The sequence below is a fragment of the Bradyrhizobium sp. USDA 3262 genome, from assembly GCF_054060035.1.
In genome coordinates, this window is the sequence record NZ_JBSSCT010000001.1 from 1,285,986 (window position 1) to 1,307,388 (window position 21,403).

The window sequence follows — 21,403 nt, forward strand, 5'->3', positions numbered from 1 at the left end:
AAGAGGGGCCGCTCATCGTCCACCTCCCACGGCGTAAGCGATGATCCAGATCAGCACGGTCAGCGCGATGCCGGCGACCAGCGCGCCCCAGGTCAGGGCTTCGCGCTCATTGGCCTTGAAGCCGTAGCCGAGATCCCAGACGAAATGCCGGATGCCGCTGCACAGATGGTGCATCAGCGCCCATGTGTAGCCGAACACGATCAGCTTGCCGATCGCGCTGCCGGTGAAGGCCTGGACGTTGGCGTAAGCCGAGGGGCCGGAGGCGGCGGCGATCAGCCACCAGGCCAGCAGCAGCGTGCCGAAATAGAGCGCCAAACCTGTGGCGCGGTGGACGATGGACAGCGCCATCGTCAGCGTCCACCGATAGGTCTGCAAATGGGGTGAAAGCGGTCGTTCGATCCTGGCGGTCATCGGCGGGCTTTATGTTGTGAGGGACCGCGGCCGGCCCATCGGGGAACGCGGTAGAGGAGTTCTATTTACGGACTAGGATCACCCCGCGCAACGGCCAAATAGCCTTCGGTCGAACCGAAGTTCATTGTTAGAGTTGCCGAATTCTGGTTGATCCGCAGTGTGGTATACCAGATGCAAGGCCGAGCGAACCAAGTAGTGAATCTAAATGCCCGCGGATCGATGGGCGCGCTCAGCCACCCGCAAACGGGGTCCGCAAGGCATCGATTTCGCCCCACTGTTCCACCAGATAATCGACAAATGCCCTGATCTTAGGCGATGCGAGACGTGACGGCTGAAGCATCAGATGCAGCGGCGTCGGTGCCGGCTCATGGTCGATAAGCAGGCGCGCCAGGCGACCGTCGGCGAGCTCGGACTGCACTTGCCAGGACGGCACGCGGACGATGCCGGCGCCCTCCCGCGCCGCACTGACCAGCGCGTCGAGGCTATTCATCCAGAGCCGACCGGATATGCGGATTTTGCGACCCGTCTTGCTGCCGTCGGCAAAGCGCCACTCTGCGCTGCCGGGCGAATCGGAAAACACCAGGCAGTCATGCCCGGCAAGATCGTCCGGTGTCTGCGGCGCGCCGCGCCGGGCCAGATAGTCCGGCGACGCGCACACGATCATCTGCAGATCGGTGAGCTTCCGCGCGATCAGCTGCGAGTCGCGCAAACGGCCGATGCGTATTGCCAGATGGATATCCTCCTCGACCATGTCGACGGCGCGGTCGACCAGAAGAAGGTCGACGGACAGCGCCGGATAGCGGCGCAGAAACGCGACCAGCAGCGGCGCGATCACGAGCCGTCCGATCAGGCTCGGCGAGCTGACGCGGATCCGCCCTGATGGCTGATGCGGGTCGCGCGCGAGCGCCGCCTCGATCTCCCTGACCTCGCCGAGGATCGATTTCGCGCGCTCGTAGAGAATGCGTCCGTCGTCGGTCAGCGCGAGCTGGCGGGTGGTACGCAGCAGCAGGCGGGTGCCGAAATGCTCCTCCAGCGCGCTGATCTGCCGGCTCACCGAGGTCAGCGAGCTCGGCAGCGCGCGCGCGGCCGCCGACAGGCTGCCGCTCTCGACCGCGCGGACAAAGGCCGCCATCGCCGCAAGCTGGTCCAAGCTCGATCCTTCCGTATTCCGCAAGAGAGCCTGCTCATTTGCAGCAATACCCCCGTCTTTCAGAAGGGTCTAGCCTGACGGCTCCACGATTTGAGGAGCCCGACATGGCCTCGACGTTCATCCATCCGAATTCGCTCGAGCGGCGCAGACGTGCCGGCCGCGGCGGTGCCGACGATCCGATCCTCCTGCTTGTTTTCTCCTGCGTCGGACTGTTAATCGACGTGTTGACGTTGCCGATGCAGGGCGCGACGTCCTCGATCCCTCTCCGCTTTGCCTTGATTGCGGTCGCTGCTCCCGTCGCAGCGTCGGTCGCGCTGTGGTTGGCCGACCGCACCGAGGCGGGCGCCTCCTGACGATGTGAAGGACATGATGGCTGGCCTCGATCCCAAGGAACTGCTCGAGCTTGCGCTGCTGCTGATCGCGGTCGGGGCACTGTCCGGCTTTCTCGCCGGTCTGTTCGGCATCGGCGGCGGCGCGATCCTGGTGCCGGTGTTCTACGAATGCTTTCGCCTCGCCGGCGTGCCGCTCGAGGTGCGGATGCCGCTGTGCATCGGCACCTCGCTCGCGATCATCATCCCGACCTCGCTGAGCTCGTTCCGCGCGCATTATCGCCGCGGCGCGGTCGACATGGCGATCCTGAAGCGCTGGTGGCTGCCGATCATGATCGGCGTCGCCGCCGGCAGCGTCACCGCGCGCTTCGCGCCGGAGCGGCTGTTCAAGATCGTGTTCGTGATGGTGGCGTGGTCGGCAGCCGCACGATTGCTGCTGGCGCGCGAGACCTGGAAGTTCGGCGACGACGTGCCGAAGGGCTTTTTGATGCGCGTCTATGGCTTTTTCGTCGGCCTGCTGTCGACATTGATGGGCATCGGCGGCGGCCTGTTCGCCAATCTACTGATGACCTTCTACGGCCGGCCGATCCATCAGGCGGTCGCGACCTCGTCGGCGCTTGCGGTGCTGATCTCGATCCCCGGCGCGCTGGGTTACGTCTATGCCGGCTGGCCCGCCGCCGCGCGCTTCCCCGACGTCACCGCGCTGCAACTGCCGTTCGCGCTCGGTTACGTCTCGCTGATCGGCGCGCTCTTGGTGATGCCGACCACGCTCGTCACCGCGCCGCTCGGGGTGAAGGTCGCGCACGCACTGTCGAAGCGGGCGCTGGAGGTGGCGTTCGGGGCCTATCTCTTCATTGTCGGCGGGCGGTTCGTGATCAGCCTCGCCGGAGGGCACTGATCGGCTCGTCCTTCAGCCGTACTTCGCTGTGACCCCACCGTCGGAGGTCTCCGACACCCTCGATCCGATCGGCGTGGGACAGGAATCGCAAGCGTGCTCCGATCATTTCAGGAGCTATTGGCAATTTCAGTTTCTCGCAGTCTGCCATCGCGATCCCTATAATCCTCGCGACCTTTTGCCATCGCGATGTCAGGGCCGACATGATGACGTCGTCGAGCGCAGCTTCCGTAGCGCCACGGGGGAGACGCACGTCACTCCACTTCAGTTCGGAGGTCGGGGGAGGCAGTTCTTCGTGAAAGCTCCAGCTTCATCAGGTCGCGAAACTGTTCGTAGAGCGGTAGCATCACCTGCCATTCCAGCTCGAGCAGGAGGTCATAAAGCGGGCCATCCAATTCAAGCCGCTCCTGCTTTCCGAGCTCCGCAATCGCGATTCGAGCCTTCTTCATCGCCTCGTGCGCGATGACGAGTTGATCGTTAATCTGGATAGCCTGCTCCCGCTCCATCTACCCCTCACGACGTTCTTGCGGCTTCATCCCTTCGCGTAAATATCCTTATACGTATCGCGCAAAATATTCTTCTGCACCTTGCCCATTGCGTTGCGCGGCAATTCGTCGACGACGAAGACGCGCTTGGGCATCTTGAATTTGGCGAGCCGCCCGTCGAGCGCCTTTAGCACCGCGGCCTCGCTGATATCGGCGCCCTTGCTGCAGACCAGGACGGCAGTGACGCCTTCGCCGAAATCAGCATGCGGCACGCCGATCACGGCTGACTCGATCACGCCGGGCATGGCGTCGATCTCGCTCTCGATCTCCTTCGGGTAGACGTTGAAGCCGCCCGAGATCACCAGATCCTTGCCGCGCCCGAGGATGTGGACATAGCCCTTGTCGTCTATCTTGCCGAGGTCGCCGGTGATGAAGAAGCCGTCGCGGCGGAATTCGGCCTTGGTCTTCTCCGGCATCCGCCAGTAGCCCTGGAACACGTTCGGGCCCTTGACCTCGATCATGCCGATGGTCTCGCGCGCAAGCTCCTTGCCGGTCTCGGGATCGGTGACCCGCACCGAGACGCCGGGCAGCGCAAAGCCGACCGCGCCGGGCACGCGATCGCCGTCATAGGGGTTGCTCGTGTTCATGTTGGTCTCGGTCATGCCGTAGCGCTCGAGCACGGCATGCCCAGTGCGTGCTGACCATTCGCGGTGGGTGTCGGCGAGCAGCGGCGCCGAGCCCGAGATGAACAGCCGCATGTGCCTGGTGGCGTCCTTGTTCAGGCCGGGATTCTGCAGCAGGCGGGTATAGAAGGTCGGCACGCCCATCATCACGGTGGCGCGCGCCATCAGCTTGATGATCACGTCCGGATCGAACTTCGGCAGGAAGACCATCGAGGCGCGCGCGAATAGCGTCACGTTGCTGGCCACGAACAGGCCGTGGGTGTGATAGATCGGCAGCGCGTGGATCAGCACGTCCTTGTCGGTGAAGCGCCAGTAGTCGACCAGCGAATACGAGTTCGAGGCCAGATTGTCGTGCGACAGCATCGCGCCCTTGGAGCGGCCGGTGGTGCCCGACGTGTAGAGGATCGCGGCGAGATCGTTATTGCCGCGCGGCACCGTGGCGAATTCCGTCGCCGCCTTGTCGGCGGCCTCGGTCAGCGAACCCTTGCCGCTGGCACCGAGCGTCTCGACCTTGGCGCCCACCTTGGCGGCGATCGCCTTGATGCCGTCCTGCTTGGAAGGATCGCAGACCACCAGCGCCGGCTCGGCATCGGTGATGAAGTATTCGAGCTCGTTCAGCGTATACGCGGTGTTGAGCGGCAGGTAGACGCCGCCGGCGCGCACGGTGGCGAGATACAGCACCAGGGCCGAAACCGACTTCTCGGTCTGCGCCGCGACGCGGTCGCCCGGCTTGACGCCGCGCTCAACCAGCACGTTCGCCATCTGGCCTGCGCGCGCGATCAGATCGCCATAGGAGATGCGGCTGCCGTCGAGCTGCTCGATCGCGAGCCGGCCGGGGTCGTCGAGGCCGTCGAACAGGCGGGAAAACAGATTGGCGTTGGTGGTCGTGTTCATGCAAAGTTTCCCCGAGGGGCGAAGGGCCGGAAGATTTCGGCTGGATTAGCAAAAACGCCCTTCAGAAAGCAACGGAGACAGTTTGCATGACAAATAATGGGAAACGCGTGGCCTGGGTCACCGGCGGCGGCACCGGAATCGGCGAATCCGGGGCGGAATTCCTGGCTGCGGACGGCTGGACGGTGGTGGTCTCCGGCCGCCGCAGGGAAGAGCTCGACCGCGTGGTGGCCAACATCACGAAAAAGGGCGGCAATGCCGAGGCGATCCCGCTCGATGTCAGCAACAAGGCCGACGTCAACAAGGCCGCCGAGGCGATCGTCGCCAAGCACGGCCGCATCGACCTTTTGGTCAACAGCGCCGGCATCAATGTGCCGAAGCGCAGCTGGGCCGACATGGAACTGGAAGGCTGGGACAAGCTGGTCGAGATCAATCTCAACGGCGTGCTCTACTGCATGCGCGCCGTGCTGCCGACGATGCGCAAGCAGAAGGACGGCTGCATCATCAACGTCGCCTCCTGGGCCGGCCGCCACGTCTCGAAGATGCCGGGCCCGGCCTACACCACGACCAAGCACGCGGTGCTGGCACTGACCCATTCCTTCAACATGGACGAATGCGTCAACGGCCTGCGCGCCTGCTGCCTGTCGCCGGGCGAGGTCGCCACCCCGATCCTGAAGCAGCGGCCGGTGGTGCCGAGCGAAGCCGAGCAGGCCAAGATGCTGCAGCCGGAGGATTGCGGCCGCACCATCGCCTTCGTCGCCAGCATGCCGGCGCGGGTCTGCATGAATGAGATCCTGATCAGCCCGACCCACAACCGCGGATTTATTCAGACGCCGGCGAACCGGGATTAGAGTAGCTCTCACAACGGTCGTCCCGGCTCGCGCTTCGCTTGGCCGGGACGACGGCGTGGATGGTTGTGCGATCTACGTCACTCGATGATCTCGTTCAATTCCTTGCCGGTATGTTCCGGCACGAACAGGTACACGCCGATCGCCATCGCGATCATCAGCACGGGGATGCAGAGGAACGACAGCGCGAACGAGCCGGTATGCTGCTGGAGCGCGATCGAGACGAACGGGAATAGCACGAAGCCGACGAAATAGGCGATCGCCCAGACCACGCCATTGGCGGCGCCGCGGATCCGGGTCGGGAAGATCTCCGCGGTCAGCGTCGTGCTTGGCCCCCAGAAGCCGAGGAAGCCGAGACACCAGGCGAGCCCGAACGCCCACAGCAGCACGCGGTCCTCGGAATAGACCCAGAGCGTCATGAAGATCGCGCCCTCGATCAGGGTGATGATGAAGGTGCGGCGGCGGCCGATCTTGTCGATCAGCCAGCCCACCACGCACAGTCCGAGGAAGCCGCAGAGCCCGTAGAACACGTAGAACAGGCTGTATTCGGCGGTCGACCAGTGCTTCTCGGTCGACAGGTACAGCGGCATCCAGGCGCCGACCGTGCCGTAGATGCAGGTCGAGGCGCAGGCGACGAACAGCGCGACAAGCGTGGCAGGCAGCACGTCGGGCATGAACACCTGGCGGATGCCGACCGACTTGGCCTTGCCGAACCAGGCGCTGTCCTCGGCGCTGACCGTGCCGCCGCGCGCCAGCGTCTCCGAGATGCGCCGCTTGCGGTCCTGCGCGCGCACCCAATAGGGCGATTCCGGGCAGGTGGAGCGGATATAGATCGCAAGCAGCGCGATCACGCCGGGCACCATCACCGCGATGCGCCAGCCGAAATTGGCGGCCACGAGCCCGGTGATCGCGCCGGCGAGCGTGGCGCCGAGGCACCAGGCCGAGCGGGTGATGCTGATGACGCGGCCGCGGAGCCGGGCCGGCCACGTCTCCGCCACTAGCATCGAGCCGAGCGACCATTCGCCGTTCAGCGCGAAGAACAATAGCGAGCGCGCGATCACGAACACCGCGAAGGTCGGCGACATCGCCGCGACCGGCATCAGGAGCGAGAACAGCGCGATATTGACGGCGAGCAGCGTGCGGCGACCGTAGCGGTCGGCGAGCCATGGCCAGAAGTAAAGCCCCGCGATGCCGATCAACAGCGCGATCTGCATGCCGGAGCGGTACTCCGGCAGGCTCAGCGAAAATTCCTTGATCACCATCGGCGAGATCAGCGCGAAGATCACACCGTCCATGCCGTCAAAGCCCCAGCCGAGCGCGTTGGCGGTGGCGATGTGCCAATGCGTCTTCGTGATCTCGGTTGTGTCCGCAACCGCGCGGTAGTTGGCGTATTGCAGGTGCTTCTGCTCGAGCGGACCGATGTCGATGCTTGCATCGTTCACCGCAGGTGCGGCGTGGCCGTCAGCCGTGATGCTGCTCATGATGCCTCCCCGCGGCCGCTTTCTGCGAAGCCGTGCCGCAACCTCAAGCTGAACCAATCGGCTAGTTGCGGCAAGCAAATTGCTCGCGGCAGCGCACGCGTCCATTCCGCTGAATGGAATGCCTGGCGGGCTGCGCGCGGCGTCGCGTGTACGCAGCGCGCGCCGGCCGGTTTCAGCAATCACAAAGAATTATTTCCGGAAACCGTCCGGAAAACCTGCCGTAGCTCGGCCAACGACGACGCATTCATCAACCAGCACGCGCCGTTGTTGCCCTTCAACGCCGGCGAAGCCTCGCCGGTCGGCCTACTCATCGGGAGACGAAACCATGTCGAAGCGTATTGCCTATCTCACCGCCGCCGCCTTCAGCGCGCTCGCGATCACGGCCACTGTCGTGGCGCCGGTCCGCGCCGAGGAAAAGACCGTGATGGTCGGTGGCGCCGCGATGTTCCCGTCGAAGAACATCGTGCAGAACGCCGTCAATTCGAAGGATCACACCACGCTCGTCGCCGCGGTGAAGGCCGCGGGCCTGGTCAGCACGCTGGAAAGCAAGGGCCCGTTCACCGTGTTCGCGCCGACCAATGCCGCGTTCGGCAAGCTGCCGACCGGAACCGTCGACAACCTGGTCAAGCCCGAGAACAAGGCGACGCTGACCAAGATCCTCACCTACCATGTGGTGCCGGGCAAGCTCGAGGCCTCCGACCTCACCGACGGCAAGAAGCTGAAGACCGCCGAGGGCGAGGAACTGACCGTGAAGAAGCAGGACGGCAAGGTCTGGATCGTCGACGCCAAGGGCGGCAGCTCGATGGTGACGATCTCGAACGTCAACCAGTCGAACGGCGTCATCCATGTGGTCGACACCGTGCTGATGCCGGCGACGTAACACCTGGCGGCCTGATTTAGTCCCTCAAAGGACCCGCGACATAGCGAGCCGGCGCCTCGCCCCGGCTCGCATTTTTGTGACTATATCAAGTGGCGTATATCAAACTGATGGTGCGCGACCCCGTAACGGAACGCCGGTTCCGGGCGTATAACCCGGTAACGACCACGAGCAGAGACATCCCATGACGAGCCTTGCCGTCAGCGACCACCAGGCAGAGACCGCGGCGCCCGCGAAGGCGATCCAGCCGGTCTGGGTGCGCATGGTGCACTGGATCAACGCCTTCGCGATGATCCTGATGATCATGTCCGGCTGGCAGATCTACAACGCCTCGCCGCTGTTTGGCTTCACCTTCTCGCGGAACATCACGCTCGGCGGCTGGCTCGGGGGTGCGCTGCTCTGGCACTTCGCGGCGATGTGGCTGTTGATGGTCAACGGCCTGGTCTATCTGGCGCTGGGTTTTGCCACCGGCCGCTTCCGCAAGAAGCTGCTGCCGATCACCCCCGGCGGCGTGATTGCCGACACCAAGGCGGCGCTGACCTTCAAGCTGTCGCATGACGATCTCAGCAAATACAATTCGGTGCAGAAATTGCTCTATGCCGGCATCATCATCGTCGGCGTCGTCATCGTGCTATCCGGCCTGTCGATGTGGAAGCCGGTGCAGTTGCATTGGCTGGTGTCGCTGTTCGGCGGCTACGATTTCGCCCGTTATGTTCACTTCACCTGCATGGCGCTGATCGTCGCCTTCCTGGTGATCCATGTCGCGCTCGCGCTGCTGGTGCCGAAGAGCCTGCGCGCCATGATCATCGGACGCTGAGGGAGGTAGTCATGGGTCGTCTCCGCAAGCTCCTGATCCCCGGTGTCGACAAGAAGCTGCTCGTGCGCGATGCGGTGAAGACGATGCCGGAGCTGACGCGCCGCCGCTTCATCACGGCGGGCACCAGCCTCGGCGCGCTGACGCTGCTCACCGGCTGCGACGTGGTCGATTCGTCGTCGGCCGAGGAAATGCTGAAGCAGGTCTCGAAGTTCAACGACGCGGTGCAGGCCTGGATGTTCAATCCGGATGCGCTGGCGCCGACCTTTCCCGAGAGCATGATCACCAAGCCGTTCCCGTTCAACGCCTATTACGATCTCGACGACGCGCCTGAGATCGCAGGCGCCGACTGGAAGCTCGAGGTGCGCGGGCTGGTCGAGAACAAGAAGTCGTGGACGCTCGACGAATTGTACAAGCTGCCGCAGGTCAAGCAGGTGACGCGGCATATCTGCGTCGAAGGCTGGAGCGCGATCGGCAGCTGGACCGGTACGCCCTTGCGCGATTTCCTCAAGCTGGTCGGCGCCGACACCCGCGCCAAATATGTATGGTTCCAGTGCGCCGACAAGGACGGCTACAACTCGCCGCTCGACATGCGCTCGGCGCTGCACCCGCAGACCCAGATGACGTTCAAATTCGCCGACGAGATCCTGCCGCGCGCCTACGGCTTTCCGATGAAGATCCGGGTCCCGACCAAGCTCGGCTTCAAGAACCCGAAATACGTGCTCTCGATGGAAGTCACCAACGACTACAAGGGCGGCTACTGGGAAGACCAGGGCTACAATTCGTTCAGCGGGAGCTAACTTGCTGTCGTCCCGGCGAAGGCCGGGACCCATACCCCGCGGCCGCGGGAATAGGTACGAGGGGAGACGCTCCCCTCCGTCCCAACCAGCTGTGGTTATGGGTCCCGGCTTTCGCCGGGACGACGCTGGGCGGGGACCTTCCTCTGAAACGCCGACAGCAGCGCGCCGAGCGCGAGCATCGCGGCCGAGACGTTCAACGCGAACGACAGGCTGCCGACCGCGTCGGTGATGGCGCCGACCACGATCGGTCCGAGCGTCTGGCCGATGCCGAAGGCGATGGTCATCGCCGCGATCGCGGTCGGCCAGGACTGCGGCGGGTAGTTGAAACGCACGAAGGCGGTGGTCGAGCCGACCACGGCGAAGAAGGCGACGCCGAACACCAGCGCCGAGATCGCCAGCAGCAGCGGCGAATGCCCGAAGATCGGCAGGCTGGCGCCGAGCGCGTTGACGCCGAGGATGATGGTGGTGGCGAGCCCGCCGCGGTCGAGCGCCAGCACCCGCCCCCAGACCCAGGGCGTGACGAATGCGCTGACGCCGATCAGGCTCCAGAACGCGCTCTGTGCAGCCGCGCCGCCGCCGCCGTCGCGGACATAGGCGATCATGAAGGTCATGTAGGCGATGTAGCCGGCGCCGAACAGGAAATAGGCGGCGAGGTAGATCAGGACCGGCATGACGGCGAATTGGGTCCGCACGATGCCGCCGGCGGCGGCGTTGGCGTGAAGCGGCGCCAGCATCAGCGGCACGGTCATGATCGCGGAAAGCAGCGTCATCGCCCACCACACGATCCACCACGAGCCGGCGCCAAAACCCTGCAGCACGAAGGGCGCGATCAATCCGGATGCGAGGATGCCGACGCCCGGCCCGGCATAGAACAGGCTGAGCAGGAAGTTCGCGCGTTCCGGTCGCGATTGCGCGATGGTCGCCGCGAGCGCGCCGCCGCCGACGAAGCCGATCGCGGCGGCGAAACCGACCAGCAGGCGGGCAAAACTCAGCACCACGAAATTGCCCGAGAGGGCGCAAAGCGCCAGCGACAGCGCGCAGGCCAGCGTCGACCAGCGCACCGATGCGGCAAGTCCGAAGCGTTCAATCAGGCGCGATGCGAGCAGCGCGCCGGCCAGATAGCCGGCGGCATTGATCGTGTTCATGAAGCCGGCGGCCGAATAGGACCAGGCCAGCGAGTCGCGCATGTCGGGCAGCACCAGCGAATAGGCAAACCGGCCGATGCCGAGACCGACCGTCGGTGCGAGCGACAGAATAAGGATCAGCCGCGCGGGATGCGGGTAGGACGGGGCGGGGGCTCTCACAATTCACTCCGGCAATACCCGCATTGTGACAGGCCGCGGCGGCGCTGCCCAGCGCCGATGCCCGCAACACTGTCTTGCGTATCAGGCAATCAGGACCAGCGCGACGCCGATCACGGTCAGCAGGGTGCCGCCGACGATCCGCGCCGTGATCTCGACATGCTTGAGCATCATCGCGCTCATCACCACGGTAACCAGCGGATAGATCGCGGCGAGCGGCGCCACCAGCGTGATCGGGCCGTTGCGGACCGCGGCGAACAGGCTGAGCGCGCTGAGCCCGTTGCTGATCCCGGTCAGCGCGAACCAAAATCGGCCCTGGCGCGGCGCCTGCACCATGAAGCTGCCCTTGCGGACCCGCTGCACAATCAGCACCACCAGCGAGGACATGACATAGCCGACCAGGCAGGCCCATAGCGGGCTTGGCCAGATCGCAAGGCCGAGCTTGGCGATCGGCGGCACGATGCCGCGCACCAGCGCGCTCGCGAGCGGCAGCAGCAGGGCCCAGCTGCGCCAGTGGCCGAGATCGCGCGGCCTCGTCACGGTGATGATGGCGGCGCCCGCGACCGCGACGACGAGGCCGATGAGCTGCTGCGGCAGCAAGGGCTCGTGCAGCAGCACCACGGCGGCGGTGACCGCAAATAGCGGCGCCAGATTGCCCAAGGTCGAGGTGATGACCGGTCCCAGCGCCCGGTTCGACGCAAAGGTCAGGAGCGTCAGCGAGGCCGGGAAGAACAGCCCGATCGCCATGAAGATCGGCAGGGCGCGCCAGACCACCGGCTCGCCGTGCAGGATCAGCGGCGACAGCAGCAGGAACAACAGGGTGAAAGATGGCACGCTGATCGCGGCGCCCGACAGCGGCTCGACGGTGCGCAGGCCGAGCTGCGCCAGCACCACCCCGGCACCGAGGAAAATCGCCGAGGCGAAGGCGTAGACGATGGCTGCGGTCATGAGGTCCGTCTTGTTGGCTTCTTGTTAGCTTCTTGGGGCGCGGGTTGCTCGTTGGGGCCATTCTGGGCCGATCCGGGGTGCCTTGCCAATCCGGCTCCGGCGTTTTAGCACTCCGGCCGGATTTCCCCCGCTCGTCATGCCCGGGCTCGACCCGGGCATCCATCCATCTTCAGAGAGGCCTTTCGAAGCGGGATGGATTGCCGGGTCATCTGTGCGAGGACGCGCTTCGCGCTCTTGCCCGGCAATGACAACAACGATTAGCTCGAGGTAACACCATGGCGACCCATAAACTGCTGCTTCTCCCCGGCGACGGCATCGGCCCCGAAGTGATGGCCGAGGTGCAACGCGTGATCGACTGGCTGAATGCGCAGGGCATCGCGAAGTTCGAGACCGAGCAGGGCCTGGTCGGCGGCTCCGCCTATGACGCCCACAAGGTGTCGATCTCCGAGGGCGACATGGCCAAGGCGACGGCGGCGGACGCCGTGATCTTCGGCGCGGTCGGCGGTCCGAAGTGGGACAGCGTGCCCTATGAGGTCCGCCCCGAGGCCGGCCTGCTGCGGCTGCGCAAGGATCTCGGCCTGTTCGCCAATCTGCGTCCGGCGGTGTGCTACCCGGCGCTCGCCGAGGCCTCGAGCCTGAAGCGCGACGTGGTCGAGGGTCTCGACATCATGATCGTGCGCGAGCTCACCGGTGGCGTCTATTTCGGCGAACCGAAGACCATCACCGATCTCGGCAACGGCCAGAAGCGCGCGGTCGACACCCAGGTCTACGACACCTACGAGATCGAGCGCATCGGCCGCGTCGCCTTCGACCTGGCGCGCAAGCGCAAGAACAAGGTGACGTCGATGGAGAAGCGCAACGTCATGAAGTCGGGCGTGCTCTGGAACGAGGTCATGACCCAGGTCCATGCGCGCGAATACAAGGACGTCACGCTCGAGCACCAGCTCGCTGATTCCGGCGGCATGAACCTCGTCAAGGCGCCGAAGCAGTTCGACGTCATCGTGACAGACAATCTGTTCGGCGACATGCTGTCCGACATCGCGGCGATGCTGACCGGCTCGCTCGGCATGCTGCCGTCGGCCTCGCTCGGCGAAGTCGACTCGAAGACGAAGAAGCGGCGCTCGCTGTTCGAGCCGGTGCACGGCTCGGCGCCCGATATCGCAGGCCGAGGCCTCGCCAACCCGATCGCGATGATCTCGTCGTTCGGCATGGCGCTGCGCTATTCCTTCGACATGGGCGAGCTCGCCGACAAGGTCGATGCCGCGATCGCGGCCGTGCTCGCCAGCGGCCTGCGCACCGCCGACATCAAGTCGGAAGGCACCACGCCGGCCAGCACGAGCCAGATGGGCGAGGCGATCCTGAAGGAATTGCAGAAGCTGCACGCGTGATGGCGCGCGGCTGACACAAACACGATGTCGTCCCGGCGAAGGCCGGGACCCATACGCCGCGGCTTCTCAATCTGAAGCGACTGGCAGACGAGCGTCATAACCAACAGCAGTGGTTATGGGTCCCGGCCTTCGCCGGGACGACGCAGGACGTTGAACATCAGTAAGCTGGGCAAAGCGAAAGCGCGCCCACCCTACACTTTGATCCAAATAAAAATGCCCGGCCGGAGCCGGGCATTTTCGTGTCGGTGCTCGCCGAAATTCTCAGTACAGCGGGAAATTCCGCGGATAGCCGCCGAGATCGGCCGGCGTGCTGAGCGGCTGGCGATCGATCGGGCGATTGTTGTTCTCGCGTGCGAACGTGGGGTAGCCGATCTCCGGCGGATACGCGTAATCGTTAAACTTGCGATCGCCCGGCAGCACTTCGGTGCCGGCGTCGAGCCACGAGCGCGTGGTGACGTAAACGCGGGTGCGCGGACCCTGCTGATAGACGCGGTTCGGACCCTGCGCGCCGTAATAGCGGCGGCCGTCGCGGTCATACTGCTCCTGCTGCTTGCGCTTGGCCGGGCTCTGCGCGCTGGCCGCGGTCATGCCGAACGCAGTTGCGGTGACGGCAGCCGCGGCAAGCAACACCACGAGCTTGTTCGCGGCAGGGAATTTCAAGGTCATCGCATCCTCGTCATTACGGCCCCATCGGGGCTGGCGCGTCCGCCAAAATCACTCGGAACACATTGTAGCCATGGTGGGGAGGCCGTCACTAGGTCAATTGCGCCACACCGGCCGAGATAATGCGTGTCCAAGCGCAAAAGTTTCATGAAAACCAGTGCCTTGCCACGGTCTCGCCATCAAAGGGCGCCGCGCAGGCGCGGGTTCTCGCTGCCCATGACCCAGTCGGCCGACAGGGCCGGCGCGCCGGAGGTAACGTAGTCGGTGCGCTTGAGCTCGGCATGCGCGAACAGGGCGGCGAGCCGCGGATCGTTGCCCGCGGCCAGCAGGGTCAGGCGGTTCAGCATGCAGACGATCGCGGCGCGCCGGGCCGGCAGGCTGGTGCCCTGGCAGGTCCAGCCGGAGATCCGGAGGTCAGGCGCGTCGGCCTGCTTGAGGAAGCCGAGGCAGGCGCGGTCGCCGTCCTGCCGCGCCGGGCGCAGCAAGGTGACGTTGCCGAACTTGCTGTCGACGATGCCGGCCGCCTCGAGCTCGCGGACGCCGCTCGGGTCGAGCCGCCCGGCAATCTCGGTGACCGCAGGGCCCATGGCCTCGCCGCCGGGGCGGTAGATTTCCAGCTCGGCGACCGGTGCACCGTTGGCATCGGCCCAGCGGAAGACGTCCTTGCGGCCGCCTTCGGGGTGCCGGAAGATCTCATAAGTCTCTGTTTTGTCTCGCAGATCGAGCCGGCTCACGGCAAACGCCGGCGCCGTGCGGCCGGCCGGGCTCCAGCTCGCGGCGGCAGGTGCCGCCATCGCCGTTGCGTCGGGTAGCTGCTTCCATAGATAGTTGCCGAGGACGACGAACAGCGCGAGCACGGCGACATAGGCGAACAGCCGGGAGAGCGTGGCGTACACCTCGTCGACGAAGCTCGTCAGCGCTGACGGATTTCTCGTATGATGGGGCGCGGCCGGACCGGCCCGAAATAAACGCATCAAAACGCTCAAAAGCTACGCAACGTTGTCTTGACGGGGTTTCTCGCATAGAAGCGCTGCCTCTTCCCTTTCCGCAGCTGGCGGGGGAACGGGCATTTTTCGTCGGAGAGTGAACGATGGGTTACAAAGTCGCAGTGGTCGGAGCGACCGGCAATGTCGGGCGCGAAATGCTCAACATTCTCGACGAGCGCAAATTCCCCGCCGACGAGGTCGTCGTGCTGGCCTCGCGCCGCAGCGTCGGCATCGAGGTCTCCTATGGCGACCGCACGCTGAAGGTGAAGGCGCTCGAGCACTATGACTTCTCCGACATCGACATCTGCCTGATGTCGGCCGGCGGCTCGGTCTCCAAGGAATGGTCGCCCAAGATCGGCGCGGCCGGTGCGGTCGTGATCGACAATTCCTCGGCCTGGCGGATGGACCCTGACGTGCCGCTGATCGTGCCGGAGGTGAACGCGGATGCGGTCGCCGGCTTCACCAAGAAGAACATCATCGCCAACCCGAACTGCTCGACGGCGCAGCTCGTGGTCGCGCTGAAGCCACTGCACGACAAGGCGACGATCACGCGCGTCGTGGTCTCGACCTATCAATCGGTGTCGGGCGCCGGCAAGGACGCGATGGACGAATTGTTCTCGCAGACCAAGGCCGTCTACACCAATGACGAGCTAGTCAATAAGAAGTTTCCGAAGCGCATCGCCTTCAACATCATTCCGCAGATCGACGTCTTCATGGAAGACGGCTTCACCAAGGAAGAGTGGAAGATGATGGTGGAGACCAAGAAGATCCTCGATCCCAAGATCAAGCTGACCGCGACCTGCGTGCGCGTGCCGGTCTTCGTCAGTCACTCCGAAGCCGTGAACGTCGAGTTCGCCAACCCGATCACGGCGGACGAGGCGCGCAACATCCTGCGCAATGCGCCGGGCTGCCTCGTGATCGACAAGCACGAGCCGGGCGGCTACGTCACGCCCTATGAGGCCGCCGGCGAGGACGCCACCTATATCAGCCGCATCCGCGAGGATGCGACGGTGGAGAACGGCCTGTCGTTCTGGTGCGTGTCGGACAATCTGCGCAAGGGCGCGGCGCTGAACGCCGTGCAGATCGCCGAGGTCCTGATCAACCGCAAGCTGATCACCGCGAAGCAGAAAGCGGCCTAGCAGCGGAAATCGGGAAGCGCGTGCCATGGCGGAAGCGGAAGAACCGGCGACCTACCGGCCCAATCCGACGCTGAAGCGCGTCGAAAGAAGCTTCGAAAGCCTGCTCTTCAACAGCCGCTGGCTGATGGCGCCATTCTATTTCGGCCTCGTCATCAGCCTCGCGGCATTGCTGCTCAAGTTCTGCATGGAGCTGTGGCACTTCATCCTGCATGTGCCGCAGGCCAAGGAATCCGACATCATCCTTGGCGTGCTTGCCCTGATCGACATCTCGCTGACCGGCAATCTGATCCTGATCGTGGTGTTTTCCGGTTACGAGAATTTCGTCTCGAAGATCGATCCGGAAGGGCACCCGGATTGGCCGGACTGGATGACCAAGGTCGATTTCGGCGGCCTGAAGCAAAAGCTGCTGGCGTCGATCGTCGCGATCTCGGCCATTCAGGTGCTGAAGGCGTTCATGAACATCGATACCATCTTCGATCCCAGCAAGCTCGCCTGGCTCGTCGGCGTGCACCTGGTGTTCGTGGTCTCGGCCTTCATGCTCGCGATCTCCGACCGCTGGGGCAGCGGCCATCACGGCGGGGAGTAGCCTCTATCCGCCTGATTTCAGCTCGTCGCGGACGCTGATGAATTCCTTCGCGACCCGGTCGAGCACGAACAGCGAGCCTTCGGCGACGCCGAAATAGGCGCCGTGCAGCTGCATCTCGCCGCTCTCCACGCGCTCGCGCACGAACGGGAAGGTCATCAGGTTCTCCAGCGAGCGGAACACCGCGGCCTTCTCGATGCGGACGACGAAGTCCTGCATCGTCTCATGCTCGCGTTGTTCGACGACCTCGCCGGGCTTGATGAACATCTGCATCCATTTGCCGATGAAGTCGCCCGGCGTGAGCGGCTTGATCTTGTCGACGAAGGCGCGGATGCCGCCGCACTGGGCGTGGCCCAACACCACGATATTCTTCACCTTCAAAACGGTCACGGCATATTCCAGCGCGGCCGAGACGCCGTGGGCGTTGCTGTCGGGCTGATAGACCGGAACCAAATTGGCGATGTTGCGGACCACGAACAATTCGCCGGGACCGGCGTCGAAGATCACCTCCGGCGAGACGCGGGAGTCGCAGCAGCCGATCACCATGGTCTCGGGAAACTGGCCGCGCTCCGACAGGTCGCGGTAGCGCGACTGTTCGGTCGGCAGCCGCTGGGTCGCGAATGTCCGGTAGCCGTCGATCAACTGCTTCGGAAAGAATTTCATGGCCTCTGGCTAACCACATGCGGGTAACGGGAACAAGACTTTCGGCGTGTGGCCTGAGATGATACGGCAGCGTTGAAGAATGGTTCCGCCCGATGCCCAAACAATGGACACCGGCGGAGCCCAAGCCCCCAGGAGAGTGTCGATGACCCGTCCGCGCCGCAGCCTGTTGTTCATGCCGGGATCGAATGCACGGGCGCTGGAAAAGGCCCGGACGCTGGCGGCGGACGGCATCATCCTCGACCTGGAGGATTCCGTGGCTCCCGACGCCAAGGCCACGGCCCGGGAGCAGATCGCCAAGGCGGTCGCGGCCAGGGGCTTTGGCAAGCGCGAGGTCCTGATCCGCATCAACGCGCTCGACACGCCCTGGTGGGTCGACGACATCGGCATGGCCGGCAAGGCGCAGCCGGACGGGATCCTGGTTCCCAAGATTTCGACCGTCGGCGATCTCAACGCCGTGGCCGATCGCCTCAGCGACATCAATGCGCCTGCCTCGATCCGGGTCTGGGCGATGATCGAGACCGCGCGCGCGGTGCTCGACGCCGACAAGCTGGCCGCGGCATCGAAGGATTCCGAAACCCGGCTCGCCGGCTTCGTGTTCGGGCCGAACGACATTGCGCGGGAGACCCGGATCCGGATGAAGCCGGGCCGCGCGGCGATGATCCCGATGATCACGCATTGCATCCTGGCGACCCGCGCGCACGGGCTCGAGATCCTCGACGGGCCCTACAGCGACATCAGCAATGTCGACGGCTTCGCCGAGGAATGCGCGCAGGGCCGCGATCTCGGCTTCGACGGCAAGACGCTGATCCATCCGAGCCACATCGATGCCTGCAACGCGATCTTCACGCCGCCGGAGGCCGAGGTCGCCGAAGCGCGCAAGATCATCGCCGCCTTCGAGAAGCCGGAGAACGCCTCGCGCGGCGCGATCCAGCTCGACGGCCGCATGGTCGAGCGCCTGCACGCCGAAATGGCCAGGCGCACCATCGCGATCGCCGATGCAATCGCCGCGATGGGGCATTAGTCCAGCGAAGCGTCTTCCCTTCTCCCCCTGTGGGAGAAGGTGGCGCGAAGCGCCGGATGAGGGGTTGTCTCCGCTAGCGAGATTTATCCGTGCGGAGAGAAACCCCTCACCCGCGCTCGCTTCGCGAGCGCATCCTCTGCCACAAGGGGAGAGGGTAAGACCGCGCCTGTATCAGCTGCCAAACCTCTCCGACGCCCATGATATGCCATAGCCGCGGGGCGGTCGCATGATTTCTGAATAATAGAAGAGTACCGCTGATTTGCCCGACGAGTCAAGCTGCCATGTCGAGCGCCGGCAGTCGCCGGCTACTTTGCATGGGGTTGTTTTCGATATTTTGGCGGTGCGCCCCTCCAGGGGAGGGTGATTATCGCGCGCCAAACCTATCCGCCGCCCACGCGTAGAGGCTGCCGGGGATCGGCGCCTCCTTGCCGCGCCCCTTCGGCGAGATGTGCAGGCCGATGATCCCGGGATCGTTCAGGTAGCGCGAAAAATCCGACGGTTCGAAGAACAGTCTCGGCTCGGCGTGCACGGCGTAGAATGATCGCTTCGGCAGCGCGTGCTGCAATTCGCCAGCGCGACGCGCCAGCGCGGTGAGCGCCGCCGGGCCGTAGATCGCGACGCGGACGTCGGCGAGGCGGCTGGATTTGCCGCGCAGCCGGCGCATCGCAAAGGTCAGGCGGTGACGCAGCGCCAGCCAGTCCGGGATCAACTCGTCCTGCTGCATCAGCGCCTCGAACGCGCGCACGATGGGATCATCTTGCGGCAGATACAGCACGGAGTTGCCGAGCTGCCGCGGCCGCTCCCAGGCAAAATAGGGCTTTGCCGGATCGAGCTCGACACCCTTCAGCAGCAGCACGTCTGCGTCGAGCCAGAGGCCGGCGCGCTGCGCCATCAGCCGCATGCGGAAGAAGTCGCTGAACTGCAGCATGGTCCAGTCGCGCCACGAGCCGTCGGGCTCCGCCGGGCGCAGCTTCTCCGCGAACGAATGCGGCAGTACGGCTTCGGCTTCGGCATTGCCGATACCGTCGGGCAGGCCGGGAATCGGATCAAAGCTGTAGACGGTGACCTTGTGCCCCGCCGCCACCTGCGAGCGCAGGCAGGTCTGGCGCAGCGCGTCCATCGAGCCGTGCCAGAAGGTGACGATGTCAGGCAGCATGCGCGTCAGCTATCAGCGGGTTTGCGGCGAGCGAATTCGGCAAAGAAAAGCCCCGGCGCCTGACGGCACCGGGGCACGATGATGCGCTGAGCCTCAAGCCCAGGCGCGTTCCTTGAGCCTGGTCTCGTAGCTGTCGATCGACGCCTTTTTCTCCATCGTCAGGCCGATGTCGTCGAGGCCGTTGATCAGGCAGTGCTTGCGGAACGGGTCGATCTCGAACTTGACCTTGCCGCCGTCGGGACCGCGGATCTCCTGGTTGGGGAGGTCGATGGTCAGCGTCGCGTTGGCGCCGCGCTCGGCGTCGTCGAACAGCTTGTCGAGGTCCTCCTGCGACACGCGGATCGGCAGGATGCCGTTCTTGAAGCAGTTGTTGTAGAAGATGTCGCCGAACGAGGTCGAGATCACGCAGCGGATGCCGAAATCGAGCAACGCCCAGGGTGCGTGCTCGCGGCTCGAGCCGCAGCCGAAATTGTCGCCGGCGACCAGCACCTTCGCGTTGCGATAGGCGGGCTGGTTGAGGACGAAATCGGGGTTCTCGCTGCCGTCATCCTTGTAGCGCTGCTCGGAGAAAAGCCCCTTGCCAAGGCCGGTGCGCTTGATGGTCTTGAGGTACTGCTTCGGAATGATCATGTCGGTGTCGACATTGATGATCTTCAGCGGCGCCGCGACGCCTTCCAGCGTGGTGAACTTGTCCATCGGTGCTCTTCCCGGGCAAAAATAGCGGATATCGGCCGGATGTTTATCGCGAATGTGACAGCGGTAAAAGGGCCATTTCTGCAGGGCTAGCCCGCATCGGCCTCAATCGCCTCCATATCGGCGTCGGAGAGGCCGAAATGGTGCCCGATCTCATGGATCAGCACGTGGCGGACGATGTGGCCGAGGGTCTCGTCGTGCTCCGCCCAGTAATCCAGGATCGGCCGGCGGTACAGCCAGACCAGGTTGGGCAGCCGGGCCACGTCGCCATGGCTCTGCTGCGGCAGGCCGATGCCCTGAAACAGGCCGAGCAGGTCGAACTCGCTCTCGGCCTGCATCTCGTCGAGCACCTCATCGGTCGGGAAATCATCGACGCGGATGATCAGGCCCTCGCAGAGGGCCCGGAACGTCTTGGGCAGGCGCTCGAAGACGTCGTGCGCCATGGCCTCCATCTCGGCGAGCGAGGGGGCTTTTTCTGTGGTCCACATGACACTCCTTTAGCGCGAGTGCTGTCGGCGGCGCCAGCGCAGTTGACCTTGGCGGCGCAATGGGAGACCGTGCCGCCCACGAATGGGGCTCAAGAATCGAGCTTGGGTGGGCGTAATGAAAAGGATCGTGGCAGCAGCGTCGTTGGCTGTAGCAGTCGGGCTCTCGCTCCCGGCGACGGAGGCGCAGGCACAGAGCGCGGCAGCTGAGGCGCGCGTCGGCGAGGCGGCACCGGTCGTGCGCGAGCGCGTCGTCGAGCGCCGCCGGCTGAAGCGTGTGCCGATCTACCGGTCCCGGCCCGATCATTGGGAACCCGATGTCATCCCGCGCTACAATCCCGGTCCGAACGCCGTCCGCGACTGCACCGCGACTTATGTGCAGGAGCACCGGCCGAGCGGTACCGTGATCACGCCGCGCATGAACTGCTTCTGGCGGCCGGGCTAGTTGCGCGTATGTCGGCGCGTCGCGCCGATCATCGCAACAGCCGCGATCACTCCCATCGATCCATAGACCGCGACCGCCATCAGCAATTGCGTGAGATGGCTTGCAGTGCCCATGGCGCCGCCCGGTCCTTGCGAGGCGAGCGCGACATCGATTGAAATGATGGAACCGCCGAGCGCCAACCATTTGCGCGGGCTTTGTTGTGCCATTGGCGATGTCCTGCGAGAGGCACCTCACAACATGCGACCATAGTCTATGCCGGATTTACGCA

The 21,403-nt window shown here is 64.7% G+C and carries 26 protein-coding genes; 11 read left to right on the plus strand and 15 right to left on the minus strand.

The features are described from left to right. Positions 1 to 12: 12 nt before the first annotated feature. Both sdhC and ACVWYP_RS05990 read right to left on the minus strand, forming a co-directional pair. On the minus strand, positions 13 to 411 hold the full coding sequence (gene sdhC / locus ACVWYP_RS05985) for a succinate dehydrogenase, cytochrome b556 subunit (RefSeq protein WP_028340868.1): 399 nt from the start codon (positions 409 to 411) through the stop codon (positions 13 to 15). Between the two features lie 229 nt (positions 412 to 640). Next, positions 641 to 1,543, minus strand: coding sequence for a LysR family transcriptional regulator (locus ACVWYP_RS05990; protein ID WP_304500448.1), 903 nt, complete (start codon positions 1,541 to 1,543; stop codon positions 641 to 643). A gap of 122 nt (positions 1,544 to 1,665) precedes the next feature. Here ACVWYP_RS05990 and ACVWYP_RS05995 point away from each other — a divergent pair, with 122 nt between their 5' ends. Together ACVWYP_RS05995 and ACVWYP_RS06000 are read left to right on the plus strand one after the other, a co-directional pair. After that, on the plus strand, positions 1,666 to 1,914 hold the full coding sequence (locus ACVWYP_RS05995) for a hypothetical protein (protein WP_304498082.1): 249 nt from the start codon (positions 1,666 to 1,668) through the stop codon (positions 1,912 to 1,914). 13 nt (positions 1,915 to 1,927) lie between these two features. After that, positions 1,928 to 2,788: a sulfite exporter TauE/SafE family protein gene (locus tag ACVWYP_RS06000; protein WP_304498083.1), complete on the plus strand. Its 861-nt coding sequence runs from the start codon at positions 1,928 to 1,930 to the stop codon at positions 2,786 to 2,788. Here the strand turns inward: ACVWYP_RS06000 and ACVWYP_RS06005 are convergent. Genes ACVWYP_RS06005 through ACVWYP_RS06015 form a run of 3 tightly spaced genes read right to left on the minus strand, consistent with a single transcriptional unit; the run spans position 2,766 to position 4,847 of the window. Next, on the minus strand, positions 2,766 to 3,038 hold the full coding sequence (locus ACVWYP_RS06005) for a DUF3658 domain-containing protein (RefSeq protein ID WP_453945759.1): 273 nt from the start codon (positions 3,036 to 3,038) through the stop codon (positions 2,766 to 2,768). The two genes, ACVWYP_RS06000 and ACVWYP_RS06005, sit on opposite strands and share 23 nt — an antisense overlap. 1 nt (position 3,039) lies before the next feature. Next, complete coding sequence (locus tag ACVWYP_RS06010) at positions 3,040 to 3,291, minus strand: hypothetical protein (RefSeq protein WP_304498084.1); 252 nt, start codon at positions 3,289 to 3,291, stop codon at positions 3,040 to 3,042. 26 nt (positions 3,292 to 3,317) lie between these two features. Then, positions 3,318 to 4,847, minus strand: coding sequence for a malonate--CoA ligase (locus ACVWYP_RS06015; protein WP_304498085.1), 1,530 nt, complete (start codon positions 4,845 to 4,847; stop codon positions 3,318 to 3,320). 86 nt (positions 4,848 to 4,933) lie between these two features. Between ACVWYP_RS06015 and ACVWYP_RS06020 the strand changes: the two genes are divergently transcribed. Further along, on the plus strand, positions 4,934 to 5,695 hold the full coding sequence (locus tag ACVWYP_RS06020; protein ID WP_304498086.1) for an SDR family oxidoreductase: 762 nt from the start codon (positions 4,934 to 4,936) through the stop codon (positions 5,693 to 5,695). A 77-nt stretch (positions 5,696 to 5,772) separates the two neighbouring features. Here ACVWYP_RS06020 and ACVWYP_RS06025 read toward each other — a convergent pair whose 3' ends face one another. After that, positions 5,773 to 7,173, minus strand: a complete 1,401-nt coding sequence (locus tag ACVWYP_RS06025; protein WP_304498087.1) for an MFS transporter — start codon at positions 7,171 to 7,173, stop codon at positions 5,773 to 5,775. A gap of 325 nt (positions 7,174 to 7,498) precedes the next feature. Here ACVWYP_RS06025 and ACVWYP_RS06030 point away from each other — a divergent pair, with 325 nt between their 5' ends. The 3 genes from ACVWYP_RS06030 to ACVWYP_RS06040 all read left to right on the plus strand — a co-directional run bounded on the left by ACVWYP_RS06030 (position 7,499) and on the right by ACVWYP_RS06040 (position 9,664). Continuing rightward, positions 7,499 to 8,053 (plus strand): fasciclin domain-containing protein, encoded by a 555-nt coding sequence (locus ACVWYP_RS06030; protein ID WP_304498088.1) that lies wholly within the window; start codon positions 7,499 to 7,501, stop codon positions 8,051 to 8,053. Positions 8,054 to 8,234: 181 nt separating this feature from the next. Next, on the plus strand, positions 8,235 to 8,867 hold the full coding sequence (locus ACVWYP_RS06035) for a cytochrome b/b6 domain-containing protein (RefSeq protein WP_304498089.1): 633 nt from the start codon (positions 8,235 to 8,237) through the stop codon (positions 8,865 to 8,867). Between the two features lie 11 nt (positions 8,868 to 8,878). Further along, positions 8,879 to 9,664: a molybdopterin-binding protein gene (locus ACVWYP_RS06040; RefSeq protein ID WP_304498090.1), complete on the plus strand. Its 786-nt coding sequence runs from the start codon at positions 8,879 to 8,881 to the stop codon at positions 9,662 to 9,664. A 95-nt stretch (positions 9,665 to 9,759) separates the two neighbouring features. Here ACVWYP_RS06040 and ACVWYP_RS06045 read toward each other — a convergent pair whose 3' ends face one another. Further along, on the minus strand, positions 9,760 to 10,968 hold the full coding sequence (locus ACVWYP_RS06045; RefSeq protein WP_304498091.1) for a YbfB/YjiJ family MFS transporter: 1,209 nt from the start codon (positions 10,966 to 10,968) through the stop codon (positions 9,760 to 9,762). A gap of 81 nt (positions 10,969 to 11,049) precedes the next feature. Next, positions 11,050 to 11,913 carry a DMT family transporter gene (locus ACVWYP_RS06050; RefSeq protein WP_304498092.1) on the minus strand — a complete coding sequence of 288 codons (864 nt, stop codon included), beginning with the start codon at positions 11,911 to 11,913 and terminating at the stop codon, positions 11,050 to 11,052. Between the two features lie 275 nt (positions 11,914 to 12,188). Between ACVWYP_RS06050 and leuB the strand changes: the two genes are divergently transcribed. Continuing rightward, positions 12,189 to 13,301 (plus strand): 3-isopropylmalate dehydrogenase, encoded by a 1,113-nt coding sequence (gene leuB, locus ACVWYP_RS06055; protein WP_304498093.1) that lies wholly within the window; start codon positions 12,189 to 12,191, stop codon positions 13,299 to 13,301. Between the two features lie 261 nt (positions 13,302 to 13,562). On the opposite strand, the gene ACVWYP_RS06060 is transcribed toward leuB, so the two are convergent. Both ACVWYP_RS06060 and ACVWYP_RS06065 read right to left on the minus strand, forming a co-directional pair. Continuing rightward, a complete protein-coding gene (locus ACVWYP_RS06060) occupies positions 13,563 to 13,967 on the minus strand; it encodes a hypothetical protein (protein ID WP_016847645.1) in 405 nt (134 codons plus the stop codon). Between the two features lie 176 nt (positions 13,968 to 14,143). Next, positions 14,144 to 14,938: a hypothetical protein gene (locus tag ACVWYP_RS06065; RefSeq protein WP_304498094.1), complete on the minus strand. Its 795-nt coding sequence runs from the start codon at positions 14,936 to 14,938 to the stop codon at positions 14,144 to 14,146. A gap of 116 nt (positions 14,939 to 15,054) precedes the next feature. On the opposite strand from ACVWYP_RS06065, the gene ACVWYP_RS06070 reads away from it, so the two are divergent. Further along, positions 15,055 to 16,089 carry an aspartate-semialdehyde dehydrogenase gene (locus ACVWYP_RS06070; RefSeq protein ID WP_304498095.1) on the plus strand — a complete coding sequence of 345 codons (1,035 nt, stop codon included), beginning with the start codon at positions 15,055 to 15,057 and terminating at the stop codon, positions 16,087 to 16,089. Between the two features lie 25 nt (positions 16,090 to 16,114). Continuing rightward, complete coding sequence (locus tag ACVWYP_RS06075) at positions 16,115 to 16,675, plus strand: TIGR00645 family protein (RefSeq protein WP_028340854.1); 561 nt, start codon at positions 16,115 to 16,117, stop codon at positions 16,673 to 16,675. Between the two features lie 3 nt (positions 16,676 to 16,678). On the opposite strand, the gene ACVWYP_RS06080 is transcribed toward ACVWYP_RS06075, so the two are convergent. Beyond that, entirely contained in the window at positions 16,679 to 17,335 is a 657-nt protein-coding gene (locus ACVWYP_RS06080) for a carbonic anhydrase (RefSeq protein ID WP_028340853.1), read from the minus strand. 142 nt (positions 17,336 to 17,477) lie between these two features. Between ACVWYP_RS06080 and ACVWYP_RS06085 the strand changes: the two genes are divergently transcribed. Then, the gene (locus tag ACVWYP_RS06085) at positions 17,478 to 18,356 is read left to right on the plus strand and encodes an HpcH/HpaI aldolase/citrate lyase family protein (RefSeq protein WP_304498096.1); all 879 of its coding nucleotides are present in this window, start codon (positions 17,478 to 17,480) and stop codon (positions 18,354 to 18,356) included. A gap of 364 nt (positions 18,357 to 18,720) precedes the next feature. Here the strand turns inward: ACVWYP_RS06085 and ACVWYP_RS06090 are convergent, their stop codons facing one another. The 3 genes from ACVWYP_RS06090 to ACVWYP_RS06100 form a co-directional block, all read right to left on the minus strand. Then, a complete protein-coding gene (locus ACVWYP_RS06090) occupies positions 18,721 to 19,512 on the minus strand; it encodes a hypothetical protein (RefSeq protein WP_304498097.1) in 792 nt (263 codons plus the stop codon). 93 nt (positions 19,513 to 19,605) lie between these two features. Then, positions 19,606 to 20,208 carry a 3-isopropylmalate dehydratase small subunit gene (gene leuD, locus ACVWYP_RS06095; RefSeq protein WP_304498098.1) on the minus strand — a complete coding sequence of 201 codons (603 nt, stop codon included), beginning with the start codon at positions 20,206 to 20,208 and terminating at the stop codon, positions 19,606 to 19,608. An 86-nt stretch (positions 20,209 to 20,294) separates the two neighbouring features. Next, positions 20,295 to 20,693 (minus strand): metallopeptidase family protein, encoded by a 399-nt coding sequence (locus ACVWYP_RS06100; RefSeq protein ID WP_304498099.1) that lies wholly within the window; start codon positions 20,691 to 20,693, stop codon positions 20,295 to 20,297. A gap of 115 nt (positions 20,694 to 20,808) precedes the next feature. On the opposite strand from ACVWYP_RS06100, the gene ACVWYP_RS06105 reads away from it, so the two are divergent. After that, positions 20,809 to 21,135, plus strand: coding sequence for a hypothetical protein (locus ACVWYP_RS06105; protein WP_304498100.1), 327 nt, complete (start codon positions 20,809 to 20,811; stop codon positions 21,133 to 21,135). Here the strand turns inward: ACVWYP_RS06105 and ACVWYP_RS06110 are convergent. Next, a complete protein-coding gene (locus tag ACVWYP_RS06110; RefSeq protein ID WP_304498101.1) occupies positions 21,132 to 21,341 on the minus strand; it encodes a hypothetical protein in 210 nt (69 codons plus the stop codon). The genes ACVWYP_RS06105 and ACVWYP_RS06110 overlap by 4 nt on opposite strands. Between the last annotated feature and the right edge of the window lie 62 nt (positions 21,342 to 21,403).

Bases quoted from the DNA above. Each gene is read 5' to 3' on its own strand.
- sdhC (WP_028340868.1), bottom strand. From the start codon at position 411: ATGACCGCCAGGATCGAACGACCGCTTTCACCCCATTTGCAGACCTAT.
- ACVWYP_RS05990 (WP_304500448.1), bottom strand. From the start codon at position 1,543: ATGGCGGCCTTTGTCCGCGCGGTCGAGAGCGGCAGCCTGTCGGCGGCC.
- ACVWYP_RS05995 (WP_304498082.1), top strand. From the start codon at position 1,666: ATGGCCTCGACGTTCATCCATCCGAATTCGCTCGAGCGGCGCAGACGT.
- ACVWYP_RS06000 (WP_304498083.1), top strand. From the start codon at position 1,928: ATGATGGCTGGCCTCGATCCCAAGGAACTGCTCGAGCTTGCGCTGCTG.
- ACVWYP_RS06010 (WP_304498084.1), bottom strand. From the start codon at position 3,291: ATGGAGCGGGAGCAGGCTATCCAGATTAACGATCAACTCGTCATCGCG.
- ACVWYP_RS06015 (WP_304498085.1), bottom strand. From the start codon at position 4,847: ATGAACACGACCACCAACGCCAATCTGTTTTCCCGCCTGTTCGACGGC.
- ACVWYP_RS06020 (WP_304498086.1), top strand. From the start codon at position 4,934: ATGACAAATAATGGGAAACGCGTGGCCTGGGTCACCGGCGGCGGCACC.
- ACVWYP_RS06025 (WP_304498087.1), bottom strand. From the start codon at position 7,173: ATGAGCAGCATCACGGCTGACGGCCACGCCGCACCTGCGGTGAACGAT.
- ACVWYP_RS06030 (WP_304498088.1), top strand. From the start codon at position 7,499: ATGTCGAAGCGTATTGCCTATCTCACCGCCGCCGCCTTCAGCGCGCTC.
- ACVWYP_RS06035 (WP_304498089.1), top strand. From the start codon at position 8,235: ATGACGAGCCTTGCCGTCAGCGACCACCAGGCAGAGACCGCGGCGCCC.
- ACVWYP_RS06040 (WP_304498090.1), top strand. From the start codon at position 8,879: ATGGGTCGTCTCCGCAAGCTCCTGATCCCCGGTGTCGACAAGAAGCTG.
- ACVWYP_RS06050 (WP_304498092.1), bottom strand. From the start codon at position 11,913: ATGACCGCAGCCATCGTCTACGCCTTCGCCTCGGCGATTTTCCTCGGT.
- leuB (WP_304498093.1), top strand. From the start codon at position 12,189: ATGGCGACCCATAAACTGCTGCTTCTCCCCGGCGACGGCATCGGCCCC.
- ACVWYP_RS06060 (WP_016847645.1), bottom strand. From the start codon at position 13,967: ATGACCTTGAAATTCCCTGCCGCGAACAAGCTCGTGGTGTTGCTTGCC.
- ACVWYP_RS06065 (WP_304498094.1), bottom strand. From the start codon at position 14,938: ATGCGTTTATTTCGGGCCGGTCCGGCCGCGCCCCATCATACGAGAAAT.
- ACVWYP_RS06070 (WP_304498095.1), top strand. From the start codon at position 15,055: ATGGGTTACAAAGTCGCAGTGGTCGGAGCGACCGGCAATGTCGGGCGC.
- ACVWYP_RS06075 (WP_028340854.1), top strand. From the start codon at position 16,115: ATGGCGGAAGCGGAAGAACCGGCGACCTACCGGCCCAATCCGACGCTG.
- ACVWYP_RS06080 (WP_028340853.1), bottom strand. From the start codon at position 17,335: ATGAAATTCTTTCCGAAGCAGTTGATCGACGGCTACCGGACATTCGCG.
- ACVWYP_RS06085 (WP_304498096.1), top strand. From the start codon at position 17,478: ATGACCCGTCCGCGCCGCAGCCTGTTGTTCATGCCGGGATCGAATGCA.
- ACVWYP_RS06090 (WP_304498097.1), bottom strand. From the start codon at position 19,512: ATGCTGCCTGACATCGTCACCTTCTGGCACGGCTCGATGGACGCGCTG.
- leuD (WP_304498098.1), bottom strand. From the start codon at position 20,208: ATGGACAAGTTCACCACGCTGGAAGGCGTCGCGGCGCCGCTGAAGATC.
- ACVWYP_RS06100 (WP_304498099.1), bottom strand. From the start codon at position 20,693: ATGTGGACCACAGAAAAAGCCCCCTCGCTCGCCGAGATGGAGGCCATG.
- ACVWYP_RS06105 (WP_304498100.1), top strand. From the start codon at position 20,809: ATGAAAAGGATCGTGGCAGCAGCGTCGTTGGCTGTAGCAGTCGGGCTC.
- ACVWYP_RS06110 (WP_304498101.1), bottom strand. From the start codon at position 21,341: ATGGCACAACAAAGCCCGCGCAAATGGTTGGCGCTCGGCGGTTCCATC.